General features: G+C 64.5%; 17 protein-coding genes. 9 read left to right on the top strand and 8 right to left on the bottom strand.

All coding sequences use genetic code 11. The features are described 5' to 3' along the window. The first annotated feature begins 163 nt into the window (after positions 1–163). A complete protein-coding gene (locus ACRYA2_RS04160) occupies positions 164–889 on the top strand; it encodes a ribosome assembly factor SBDS (protein ID WP_433624493.1) in 726 nt (241 codons plus the stop codon). Between the two features lie 102 nt (positions 890–991). Here the strand turns inward: ACRYA2_RS04160 and ACRYA2_RS04165 are convergent, their stop codons facing one another. The 3 genes from ACRYA2_RS04165 to grxC form a co-directional block, all read right to left on the bottom strand. After that, a complete protein-coding gene (locus ACRYA2_RS04165) occupies positions 992–1231 on the bottom strand; it encodes a PRC-barrel domain containing protein (protein ID WP_433624495.1) in 240 nt (79 codons plus the stop codon). A gap of 123 nt (positions 1232–1354) precedes the next feature. Continuing rightward, entirely contained in the window at positions 1355–1642 is a 288-nt protein-coding gene (locus tag ACRYA2_RS04170; protein ID WP_433624497.1) for a DUF7545 family protein, read from the bottom strand. Between the two features lie 52 nt (positions 1643–1694). Continuing rightward, positions 1695–3029 (bottom strand): glutaredoxin 3, encoded by a 1335-nt coding sequence (gene grxC / locus ACRYA2_RS04175; RefSeq protein ID WP_433624499.1) that lies wholly within the window; start codon positions 3027–3029, stop codon positions 1695–1697. Between the two features lie 155 nt (positions 3030–3184). Between grxC and ACRYA2_RS04180 the strand changes: the two genes are divergently transcribed. The 5 genes from ACRYA2_RS04180 to ACRYA2_RS04200 all read left to right on the top strand — a co-directional run bounded on the left by ACRYA2_RS04180 (position 3185) and on the right by ACRYA2_RS04200 (position 4848). Continuing rightward, complete coding sequence (locus tag ACRYA2_RS04180; protein ID WP_433624501.1) at positions 3185–3469, top strand: DUF357 domain-containing protein; 285 nt, start codon at positions 3185–3187, stop codon at positions 3467–3469. Positions 3470–3552: 83 nt separating this feature from the next. Beyond that, positions 3553–3828: a winged helix-turn-helix domain-containing protein gene (locus ACRYA2_RS04185; RefSeq protein WP_433624503.1), complete on the top strand. Its 276-nt coding sequence runs from the start codon at positions 3553–3555 to the stop codon at positions 3826–3828. 55 nt (positions 3829–3883) lie between these two features. Next, a complete protein-coding gene (locus tag ACRYA2_RS04190; protein WP_433624505.1) occupies positions 3884–4189 on the top strand; it encodes a DUF8036 family membrane protein in 306 nt (101 codons plus the stop codon). A 177-nt stretch (positions 4190–4366) separates the two neighbouring features. Then, the gene (locus tag ACRYA2_RS04195; RefSeq protein ID WP_113275781.1) at positions 4367–4561 is read left to right on the top strand and encodes a cold-shock protein; all 195 of its coding nucleotides are present in this window, start codon (positions 4367–4369) and stop codon (positions 4559–4561) included. A gap of 107 nt (positions 4562–4668) precedes the next feature. Continuing rightward, the gene (locus tag ACRYA2_RS04200; RefSeq protein WP_433624507.1) at positions 4669–4848 is read left to right on the top strand and encodes a DUF7836 family putative zinc-binding protein; all 180 of its coding nucleotides are present in this window, start codon (positions 4669–4671) and stop codon (positions 4846–4848) included. Here ACRYA2_RS04200 and ACRYA2_RS04205 read toward each other — a convergent pair whose 3' ends face one another. Continuing rightward, the gene (locus tag ACRYA2_RS04205; RefSeq protein WP_433624509.1) at positions 4849–5256 is read right to left on the bottom strand and encodes a translation initiation factor IF-2 subunit beta; all 408 of its coding nucleotides are present in this window, start codon (positions 5254–5256) and stop codon (positions 4849–4851) included. A gap of 147 nt (positions 5257–5403) precedes the next feature. Between ACRYA2_RS04205 and ACRYA2_RS04210 the strand changes: the two genes are divergently transcribed. Next, on the top strand, positions 5404–5640 hold the full coding sequence (locus tag ACRYA2_RS04210) for a UPF0058 family protein (RefSeq protein ID WP_113275784.1): 237 nt from the start codon (positions 5404–5406) through the stop codon (positions 5638–5640). A gap of 272 nt (positions 5641–5912) precedes the next feature. Beyond that, positions 5913–6512, top strand: a complete 600-nt coding sequence (locus ACRYA2_RS04215; protein ID WP_433624511.1) for an archaellin/type IV pilin N-terminal domain-containing protein — start codon at positions 5913–5915, stop codon at positions 6510–6512. An 8-nt stretch (positions 6513–6520) separates the two neighbouring features. Here ACRYA2_RS04215 and ACRYA2_RS04220 read toward each other — a convergent pair whose 3' ends face one another. The 4 genes from ACRYA2_RS04220 to ACRYA2_RS04235 all read right to left on the bottom strand — a co-directional run bounded on the left by ACRYA2_RS04220 (position 6521) and on the right by ACRYA2_RS04235 (position 8277). Then, entirely contained in the window at positions 6521–7336 is an 816-nt protein-coding gene (locus ACRYA2_RS04220) for a nitrilase-related carbon-nitrogen hydrolase (protein ID WP_433624513.1), read from the bottom strand. Beyond that, complete coding sequence (locus tag ACRYA2_RS04225; protein ID WP_433624515.1) at positions 7333–7758, bottom strand: SRPBCC family protein; 426 nt, start codon at positions 7756–7758, stop codon at positions 7333–7335. The genes ACRYA2_RS04220 and ACRYA2_RS04225 overlap by 4 nt, the downstream gene beginning before the upstream one ends. A 38-nt stretch (positions 7759–7796) precedes the next feature. Continuing rightward, complete coding sequence (locus tag ACRYA2_RS04230) at positions 7797–8021, bottom strand: DUF7123 family protein (protein ID WP_433624517.1); 225 nt, start codon at positions 8019–8021, stop codon at positions 7797–7799. Positions 8022–8088: 67 nt separating this feature from the next. Beyond that, positions 8089–8277: a DUF7525 family protein gene (locus tag ACRYA2_RS04235; RefSeq protein ID WP_433624519.1), complete on the bottom strand. Its 189-nt coding sequence runs from the start codon at positions 8275–8277 to the stop codon at positions 8089–8091. Positions 8278–8384: 107 nt separating this feature from the next. Between ACRYA2_RS04235 and ACRYA2_RS04240 the strand changes: the two genes are divergently transcribed. Continuing rightward, entirely contained in the window at positions 8385–9578 is a 1194-nt protein-coding gene (locus ACRYA2_RS04240) for an LEA/WHy family protein (RefSeq protein WP_433624521.1), read from the top strand. The last annotated feature ends 13 nt before the right edge of the window (positions 9579–9591 follow it).

The following is a 9591-nucleotide window of genomic DNA, read 5'->3' on the forward strand; positions in this document are numbered from 1 at the left end:
TTCGGTCCGTTCCGGCCCGCCCACGTCGCGAATCGTTTCTCGTGGGACCGAGGTCGATTCGACGGAGGACGCCGGTCCGTCGGGGGTGGGGCGGAGCACCGTCCGGGTCCGAACTCCCCTCTCGCGGGAAACACCTTTTACGCGGGCGGAACAATCGTCGGGTATGATTTCACTTGAGGAAGCCGTAACCGCTCGCCTCGAATCTCACGGCGAGCGATTCGAGGTGCTCGTCGACCCCGACGCGGCGCTCGCCATCAAGCGCGGCGAGTTCGAGGGAGAACTCGAGGACGTCATCGCCGCCGAGGACGTGTTCGAGAACGCCAGCCGCGGCGACCGTCCGGCCGAGTCGGACCTCGAGGAGGTGTTCGGTACCACCGAGCCGCTGGAGATAATCCCCCAGGTCATCGAGGAGGGGGAGATCCAGATAACGGCCGAGCAGCGCGAGGAGATGCAGGAGCAGAAACACAAACAGCTCGTCGACCGCATCACGCGCAACGCGGTCAACCCGCAGATGGACAACGCGCCGCATCCGCCCGAGCGCATCGAGACCGCGCTCGAGGAGGCCGGATTCACCGTCGACCCGATGGAACCCGTGAACCAGCAGGTCGACGACGCGCTCGAGGCGCTCCGGCCGGTCATCCCCATCCGGTTCGAGGAGGTGACGGTCGCGGTGCAGGTGCCCGCCGACTACGCCGGCAGCGCGCAGGCGCGCATCCGACAGTTCGGCGAACTCGAACGCGAGGAGTGGCAGAACGACGGCTCGTGGGTCGGCGTGCTCACGTTCCCCGCGGGGATGCAAAACGAGTTCTACGACCTGGTCAACGAGCACACGAGCGGCGAGGCAGAGACGCGCATCATCAAGGACGAGGACGACCTGAAAACGCGCTGAGTTCTCCCGACCCTTCCCCGCCGGGACGAACGGTTCGACGGAGACGGGCCGAGAGCGGTTAGCCGGGAACGCGACGGTGCTCGCACCCGGACTCGCGCGACGTTACACGCGTTCGATGCGAATCTCGTCGTCGGTCACGCCGTCGACCTGCTCGTACTGAATCGGATACGTGTCGTCGTCGATGTCGCCCCAGCCGAGCTTGGACTTCACCTTGTCGGTGATTCCGGGGTCCGGTTCGACGTACGCCTGTCCGTGGCGAACCTCGGAGACTATTCCAACTTCGTCGCCGTCGTCGTCGACGACGGTTTTACCTTCGTCGTCGTCAGTGAATTCTACGCTCATGGCAGTTTTATATAGGACGGGCTGCCCCGTGTCGGAACAGGCTGCACATGCAGGACGTTTTTCAGTCGTCCGCCGACGGCGACCGCGCTGGCGCTGCGGTGCCCAGAGAGAACGGGAACTGCGTCAGTGAGAGTGGCCGGTCGCCTGCTCGAACGTGATGCCGAGTCGCTGCTCGAACTGTTCGCGAGCCTGCTCTTCGATGGCCGCCACCTCGGGGTCCGGTTCGCCCTCCGCGTGGTGGACCGCGCCGTGGACCTGCTGGACGAAGGAGATGAGCGCCATGTCGCCGACGACCGTCGGGCCGCTCTCGTCTTCTTCCTGGAGCAGTTCGACCAGACCGGGCGGGAGTTCGAGGTCGTCGGTCTCGCCGTCCGGTCCTTCGATGGTGTAGGTGACAGTGTCGTCTGTCATGCACCCAGGTTCGACGTCCGGACGTAAGGGTCTGTGGTTACCGACGTGGCGTTCAGTCGTCGGAGGCCGTCACGCCCTCCTGGGCGGCGCTCGTCCCGCCGACGTCGGCGGTTTCGAGGTGCTCGTCGGCGTCGATGGCCGCCTTACAGCCCATGCCGGCCGCGGTGACCGCCTGCTGGTAGTGGAAGTCGACGACGTCGCCCGCGCCGAAGATGCCCGGCACGTCCGTCTCGGTCTGGCCGCCGCCCTTGCCGCCGTGCGTGATGATGTATCCCTCCGCGTCGAGTTCGACGTCGGTGTCCTCGAGGTAGCCCGTGTTCGGCGTGTGGCCGATGGCGAGGAACACCGCGCCCGCGTCGAAGTCGAACGTCTCGGTCTCCGGGTCGTCCGGCTTCTCGGAGGGGTAGCCCTCCGGATGCCGGACCATCGTCACGTGGTCGACGCCCTCCTCGGGCGTGCCGTGAATCTCGGTGACCTCGGTGTTCTTCATGATCTCTATCTCGCCCTCGTCGACCTTCTCCTGGACACGCTCCTCCCAGTAGTCCTCCGCGCGGAACTCCTCGCGGCGGTGGACGAGATACACCTTCTCGGCGAACTTCGTGAGGAAGGTCGCCTCCTCGAAGGCGGCGTCGCCGCCCCCGACGACGACCATCTCCTCTCCGCGGAAGAACGCGCCGTCACAGGTCGCACAGGTCGAGACGCCGTAGCCCATCAGTTCGTCCTCCCCCGGGATAGAGAGGGTGCGTGCGCTCGCCCCGCTGGCCGCGATGAGCGCGTCGGTGGTGTACACGTCGCCGTTCGACAGTTCCACGCGGAACGGCCGCGAGTCGTCGTCGACGTCCTCGACGATTCCGTTCTTGACCTCCGCGCCGAACCGCTCGGCCTGCTCCTGCATGTTGTTGATGAGGTCCGGACCGCTGATGCCGTCCGGGAATCCCGGGTAGTTCTCCACATCGGTCGTCAGCGTCAGCTGACCGCCGGGTTCGTCGCCCTGGAGCACGAGGGGGTCGTTGTTCGCTCGCGCGGCGTAGATGGCTGCGGTCAGCCCCGCGATGCCGCTCCCCGAGACGATCAGTCGCCGGTGTTCGGGACTGCTCTCCTCCTCACCGCCGTCCGCCAGGGCGAGGTTCAGTTTCTCGTCCAGTTCGCCCGCCTCGTCCAGCGCCTTCGTGTCGTCGAACCCGCCGACGAGTTCGTCGTCGATGAACACCTCGGGAGCCGTCTTGCGACCGTTCGCGCGCTCGACCATCTCCTCGAACAGGTCGTCGTCGCCCGTCACGTTGTACGTCTCGTACTCGACGCCCTTCTCGTCGAAGAGGTCCTTCGCTTTCTCGCAGTACGGACAGTTATCCTTGGTATATATCTCGACGTGCGGGTGTTCAGTCATGGTGCAATATCAGTGCGCGGCAGGTATTTACTTTGCGTTGTCCCGTCAGGTTTCCGGTACCGCGGACGAGGCCGCCGACCCCGCGTCGAGGGATATTCCCGCCCGATTCGGCGACTCTCGAAGCGTTTACCCCGCTGGTCGCCCTCCGTCCGCGCATGGCCGCAGACATCGAGGAGAAGACCGACCGCTACGAGCGTCTGCTGGCGGAGGCCGTCGACGTCGCCACGGTCGCTCCGCCCGCCGATACACCGATGGGCGAGGCGGCGGCCGAGTGCCTGGAGATGGCCGAGTCGTATCTCGCCGACGGCCGCCACTTCCGCGAGGACGACGACCTGGTGAACGCGCTCGCCTCGTTCTCGTACGGGCACGCGTGGCTGGACGCGGGTGCACGCGTCGGTCTGTTCGACGTGCCGACTGACGGACATCTCTTCACCGTGTAGCCCGCCCCGGCTACCCCAGTCACGAGGACGGGTGTCGCCTGCAACGATGGTATTACGTCGAGCGAGTGTGTCGGTTAGTAGCAATGGAGGGCGTTCTGTGGTACGTGCTCACCGGCACCCGCGGCGGTGCCAATCGCGTACGATTGCTCCACGCGATAGACGAGCGACCGCGGAACGCCAATCAGCTAGCGGAAGAACTCGACCTGGACTACAAGACGGTACGTCACCACCTCGACGTGCTCATGGACAACGACATCGTCGAGAACAGCGGCGACGACTACGGCGCGGTGTACCTGCCGACCGACCAGGCGCGCCGTCACTGGGACACGGTCGAAGAGATAATCGAGAAGGTGGAGTGAGTATGGTCGAATCTGGGAAAGCATATAACCGACGGCGCTCGCAAGGAGAGGACGGATGGGTCTCTGGATAGACGTAGCGCGGGTCGCTACGGGGCTGAACGTGCTGTTGCTCGGCGGTCTGAGCTACGTCTGGATGCGAAACTACTGGCGGTTCCGCTCGAAGCACACCCTCGGGCTGTCGGTGTTCGCGCTCCTCCTGCTGGGGGAGAACGCGCTGGCGCTGTACTTCTACTTCGTCCATCAGATACTGTCGGCCTGGTTCGCAACGGCGGTTCCGTCGATAGCGTGGAAGGCGATGATGACCCTTCACGTCCTGGAGTTCGCCGCCCTCGTGTTTCTCACGTGGGTGACCTGGGACTGACCCACTCTCGGGTGGCGACGAATAGGACGGCCCGGGACCGCGCCCGGTCCCTCGTGGCCGCGAGCCGACTCCCGGCCGCTACCGGCACCGAGCGACAGTCTCGGGGTTTCTTTCTCCGTCATCGTCACATCGCCAGCCGCAATTCTTATTTTCTCGTCAGTGGTCGGTTCACCTGCAATGGCGAAAGGTACGGTAACCTTCTTCAACGACACCGGCGGCTACGGGTTCATCGAGACTGACGATGCGGACGAGGACGTGTTCTTCCACATGGAGGACGTCGGCGGTCCCGACCTGGAGGAGGGGCAGGAAGTCGAGTTCGACATCGAGCAGGCCGACAAGGGCCCGCGCGCGACCAACCTCGAGCGAGTGTAGGCCAACACCGAGGCCCGACGCTCCGGCGCGCGAGCGGTTCGAGAGCCGCCGCTCGGTTTCGCGGCGACACCAACAAGATTTTTCCGCCTCCCCTGCGACGTGCCACCATGGTAGAGACCTACGTCCGGCTGTTGTGTCCCGAATGCGGGAAGAACTGGGAGTCGAGCCCCGACGACCTACCGCTTCACGACGACCAGTTTCACTGTCCGGACTGCCACGCGACGAGACGGACGGCGGAGTTCACGCGGACGGAGCGCGACCTGGAGACGCTGAAGCAGTTGCAGTGATCAGGCGCTCGTCGACGACCGGGCGCCGCAGGCTTCACAGCGAAGCAACAACGCGCCCTGTTCTCGCTCCAGTTTCGTGTCGGGCAGACCGCACTCCGAGCAGAGCACGAAGCGCTCGGTGTACTCGTCGATGGCGTCGGCGATTCGCCCCTCGTCGAACTCGCCGGTCAGCCGCGCTCGACCGCTCTCGTCGATGTGGGCGCTGGTGCCCAGTTCGTTCTGGAGGAACTTCAGGACGTGCTCGTCGTCCCTGTCCAGGCGGTCGAGAGTGTCCTGGAAGTTCTCGTAGACCGTGACGTTCCCCTCCTGGCGCACGTCGGGCGTCGGAACGTCGAACCGGTCCGTTCCTTCGTCGATGTCCGGCGTCCGTTCCAGTGCACGGTCGAGTTGTTCGTCGTAATCTGCCATGGGCGGGACAACGGGCTTCCCGGTTAAAAACGTTTCAAACCTGCTGGAAACGGCCGCAATGGAGCCGCGAACGGCCAGTTCGGATAAGTCGTGTTAACGGGGCTCAAGATAATAATATAACCCTGCAACTGTTACTCCCGTCTGGTTATGAAGAAGCAGGAGCTCATCCATCTTCACGGACTGCTCGCGGAGGTCGGGAATCACTACGAGGAGAAGAACGACGAACAGATTACACTCGACGAGTACGACTCGCTCGGTGTACGACCAACGTCCATCCACAAATCCAAAACTGACCACAAAGCCGCCGTCTTTGCGTTGTCCCACGCCATCACTTCTTCCATGGAAGCGACCGAACAGGAAAAGGTCGCACCCAAAGCCGACTGAGGTAGCTGCGACGGTCTCTGGACGTCTCGAAAACTTCCAGTGGTAACGCCGGTCTCGACTGTTCTCTCTCGACGACGCTGCTACGTCGACTCCCGCTCGTCCGAATCGCCCGCCTGCGCCGTTCCACACCGACGTAGCGACCGCCCGCTTTCGGTGCCACTACATCTAGGTTTTCATACCTGATAACCTACTGCTGGTTTTAATGCCCGGGCACGAGTGCTCTACACCACCGAGAGAGCGGACTCTCCCGAAAAACCACTCTACACAGGAGCATGACAGATAACTACAACGACGACCGGTCGACGGAACGGGGCCAGGTCGGTATCGGGACGCTCATCGTGTTCATCGCGATGGTGCTGGTCGCGGCGATCGCCGCGGCCGTGCTCATCAACACGGCGGGCTTCCTCCAGACCAAATCCGAACAGACCGGCGACGAGAGTACGGCACAGGTAACCAACCGCGTTCACGTCGTCAGCACGGTGGGGAACGTCACCTTCAACGGGACCGACGACCAGTACGAAGTCGACTACGTGAACCTCACCGTGATGAAAAGCTCGGGCTCGGGCGACGTCAACCTCTCGACCGCGACCATCGAGTGGCTCGGCCCGGACGACGGTCGCGTCCTCCAGAAGAGCGACGCCCCCGACGCCAGGAACTTCTCGGTCGAGACCATCCGGGACACCGGCGACACGGCACCGGTTCTCACCGAACAGGAGGACAGGTTCAGGGTCGTTCTCGACGCGGGTGCCATCACCGGCGGACTTGCGGCACGCCAGGAGTTCACCGTCAAGGTGGTCACCTCCTCCGGCGCGGTGACGTACCACCACAGCATCCCGGAGACGCTGTCGGACGACACCGCGGTCTCGCTGTAACTCCTCCCCTATCGTCGCCTGTCGTGCCAGGCCGGGAACTCCTCGCGCACCCCTTCGACCCGGTCGACGTCGATGTCGGTGACGACGAGGTCCGGTTCGTCGTCGGTGCTCGCGAGCGTCGTGCCCCACGGGTCGAACACCGTCGACCGACCGAGCAGTGTCGCGTCGTCGAACGACCCCGCTCCGTTGACGGTGGCGAGGAAGAACTGGTTCTCGATGGCGCGCGCCCGGGACAGCACCTGCCAGTGCTCGACGCGGGGGTACGGCCACGCGCTCGGGACGAAGACGAGCGTCGCGCCGGCCTCCGCTATCGACCGGTAGAGTTCCGGAAACCGGAGGTCGTAACAGGTCGTCATCCCCACGGTCGCGCCGTCGAACTCCGCGAGACCGAGCGACTCGCCGGGGACGAGCAGTTCGGTCTCGGCGGACTCGTACCCGAACAGGTGGTGTTTGCGGTAGACCGCCTGCCGGCGGCCGTCGCGGTCGAAGAAGACGGAGGTGTTCGCCAGTCCCTCCTCGGCCGGCGGGTCGGCGTCGGGGTCGTCGGCGCTCGTCGCTTCGAGGTCCTCGACGATGCTTCCGGCGAGCACGCCGACGTCGTGTTCGGCGGCGAGGTCGCTCACCCGTGACAGTGTCGGCCCCGAGAGCGGTTCGGCGTTGCGCTGGTACGTCTCGAAGGCGAAGTAGCCGACGTTGAAAATTTCGGGCAGCGCGACGACGTCGGCTCCGCGGTCGGCCGCGGCCGCGATGGCGTCGGCAGCACGCTCGCGGTTCGCCGCCACCTGACCTCCCTCGACGTCGATCTGGGCGAGTGCGAGCCTCATGACGGAGGTTCGACCTCCCTCCGGAGCGCGGCTTCGAGGTTCGACAGTTCGTCGTTGAGATGACGTTTGAAGTATCGCTCGATGCCCGGGAGCCGGCCGTCGACGACGAAGCGGTTGACGAGTCGGCAGCCGTCGTCGGTCGGTTCTATCTCGTGTTCGCCGACGACGTGCATCGCCGACGAACGCCCGACGAACTTCACGTAACGCGAGTCCTCGCGGGTGACGTCCTCCGTCTCGACGGGAATCGTCTGATTCATGAGCGGAATCGGCAGCTCGATGTGCCACGTGGCGCGGTCGCCCTCGACGTCGTAGTCGGCGACGACGCTGATCGCGTCGGCCCGACGTGCCGGGTCGGAGATGAAGTCCCAGACTTTCTCGGGGGGGACCGCGAGGTCGAACGTTCGCTCTACCCGGACAGTCATACAACTACGTTCGTCTAAGACGGTAAAAACCCGTCCACTTAGCTCGGTTCGACCTTCCAGGTGGTCGAACGAGCGCGGCCCCACTTCTCGATGTCCATCTCGTCGGCTTTCTCGGCGAGTTTCGGAAGCCGCACACCCACCTGTTTCGAGGAAAGGCCGAGATGCTCCGCGATGTTCTTGGCGCGGAAGTACCGTTCACCCTTGGCGACGCTATCGCTCAGGAACTCCAGGATGCGCCGTTCCTCGTCGGTGAAGTCAGTCATCCTCGACGGAAAATAGCACTTCACGCTATTAACCTCTGTCGCCGTGCGAGCAAGCTTCGATTTATCGTCAGTTCCAGTAGAGATGCGTCGCGCCGACGCCGAGCACGCCGGCGACCATCGCAGCGGCGAAGCCCCACGCGGCCGTCTCGGTGCCCGGACTGACGAACGTTACTCCGGCCGCGGCGACGGCGACGAGCGTGAACAGCACGACGAGGCCGAGACCCTTGTCCGACGCGACTGCCTGATTTCCTGCCATGCGTCACCGTTCCGGCACGCGGAACTTAGTTCATTCTACTCGCCGTCGACTGTCGACGAACGGAAATAGTCGAGAAAGTTTTTGGTCGGTCGGCAAACAGGCCCGGTATGGTACTGGAGAAACTCAAGGCAACGTTGTCGACCGGCAAGCGCGGGTTGGTACTCGCCGTGCTCCTGCTGGTCGCCGTGCTGGCCGCCGGATTCCTGACCGGCGTCCTCGGCGCACCGAAGGTGGCCGGCGTCGACAACGAGTTCGGCAACGTCAGCGCGGAGACGACCGAGATAGAGACGGCGCTCGTGGTGAACAATCCCAACCCCGTGGGCATCCGACTGGGGAAGACCTCGGTGAACTACACCGTGGCGATGAACGGCGTCGCGCTCGCTCGCGGGAACGAGACGGGGCTGGGCCTGGAGAAGGGGAACACGACGCTGCGGTTCGGGACGGCGATGAACAACGAGAGGATTCCCGCCTGGTGGGTCACCCACATCCGCAACGACGAGGAGACGACGCTGAAGATCCACTCGACGGTCCGCTCTTCGCTGCTAGGGCGGTCGGTGGACGTCCCCTACCAGCAGCCGGTCAAGACCGACATCATCGGTCAGTTCAACTCCACCGAGACGCGGCCGGTGAACGCGAACGCCACGCTGGTCTCCGACCCGGTGCTGTACGTCAACGAGACGAGCGCGAACTGGGGGACGGTGACGGAGTCCGAGACGCCCATCCGGATGCAGATGCAGGTGTACAATCCGAAATCCGTCCCGTACACCGTCACCGAAATCGGGTACCGCGTAACGATGAACGACGTGCCCGTCGGAAAGGGGACGACGAAGCGACCGTACGCCATCCCGCCGGAGTCAGCGAAGACGGTGAAGATGAAGACCCGCATCCAGAACGAGGAACTCGACGAGTGGTGGGTGAGCCACCTCCGAAACAACCAGGTGACGGACCTGAAGATCAAGTTCTACGCCCGCATCGAACTCCCGAGCGGGCAGACGATTCGCGTCCCGCTACGGAACCTCACCTACGAGAAGCGTATCGAGACGAACATCTTCGGGAACGACTCCGCGGAGGGCACGCTCGGCCCGTCTGCCGGAGCGAACGGAACGAGCACGGTAACGACGACGGACGGCGAGGAGACGACCGGGACCGACGGAACGACGACGAAGAGCGAGGGGACGACGATCGGCGGTGACGGAGCGACGACCGCGGGCGACGAGACGACCGGAGCGTCGACGACGGCCGAAGGAACGACGACCGACGACGGCCTCCTGGCGTTGGAGCCGACCGACGTCGCTTCCTGAGAGACCGCGTCGC

The sequence above is a fragment of the Halomicrococcus pelagicus genome (genome assembly GCF_050954125.1).

Bases quoted from the DNA above. Each gene is read 5' to 3' on its own strand.
- ACRYA2_RS04160 (WP_433624493.1), top strand. From the start codon at position 164: ATGATTTCACTTGAGGAAGCCGTAACCGCTCGCCTCGAATCTCACGGC.
- ACRYA2_RS04165 (WP_433624495.1), bottom strand. From the start codon at position 1,231: ATGAGCGTAGAATTCACTGACGACGACGAAGGTAAAACCGTCGTCGAC.
- ACRYA2_RS04170 (WP_433624497.1), bottom strand. From the start codon at position 1,642: ATGACAGACGACACTGTCACCTACACCATCGAAGGACCGGACGGCGAG.
- grxC (WP_433624499.1), bottom strand. From the start codon at position 3,029: ATGACTGAACACCCGCACGTCGAGATATATACCAAGGATAACTGTCCG.
- ACRYA2_RS04180 (WP_433624501.1), top strand. From the start codon at position 3,185: ATGGCCGCAGACATCGAGGAGAAGACCGACCGCTACGAGCGTCTGCTG.
- ACRYA2_RS04185 (WP_433624503.1), top strand. From the start codon at position 3,553: ATGGAGGGCGTTCTGTGGTACGTGCTCACCGGCACCCGCGGCGGTGCC.
- ACRYA2_RS04190 (WP_433624505.1), top strand. From the start codon at position 3,884: ATGGGTCTCTGGATAGACGTAGCGCGGGTCGCTACGGGGCTGAACGTG.
- ACRYA2_RS04195 (WP_113275781.1), top strand. From the start codon at position 4,367: ATGGCGAAAGGTACGGTAACCTTCTTCAACGACACCGGCGGCTACGGG.
- ACRYA2_RS04200 (WP_433624507.1), top strand. From the start codon at position 4,669: ATGGTAGAGACCTACGTCCGGCTGTTGTGTCCCGAATGCGGGAAGAAC.
- ACRYA2_RS04205 (WP_433624509.1), bottom strand. From the start codon at position 5,256: ATGGCAGATTACGACGAACAACTCGACCGTGCACTGGAACGGACGCCG.
- ACRYA2_RS04210 (WP_113275784.1), top strand. From the start codon at position 5,404: ATGAAGAAGCAGGAGCTCATCCATCTTCACGGACTGCTCGCGGAGGTC.
- ACRYA2_RS04215 (WP_433624511.1), top strand. From the start codon at position 5,913: ATGACAGATAACTACAACGACGACCGGTCGACGGAACGGGGCCAGGTC.
- ACRYA2_RS04220 (WP_433624513.1), bottom strand. From the start codon at position 7,336: ATGAGGCTCGCACTCGCCCAGATCGACGTCGAGGGAGGTCAGGTGGCG.
- ACRYA2_RS04225 (WP_433624515.1), bottom strand. From the start codon at position 7,758: ATGACTGTCCGGGTAGAGCGAACGTTCGACCTCGCGGTCCCCCCCGAG.
- ACRYA2_RS04230 (WP_433624517.1), bottom strand. From the start codon at position 8,021: ATGACTGACTTCACCGACGAGGAACGGCGCATCCTGGAGTTCCTGAGC.
- ACRYA2_RS04235 (WP_433624519.1), bottom strand. From the start codon at position 8,277: ATGGCAGGAAATCAGGCAGTCGCGTCGGACAAGGGTCTCGGCCTCGTC.
- ACRYA2_RS04240 (WP_433624521.1), top strand. From the start codon at position 8,385: ATGGTACTGGAGAAACTCAAGGCAACGTTGTCGACCGGCAAGCGCGGG.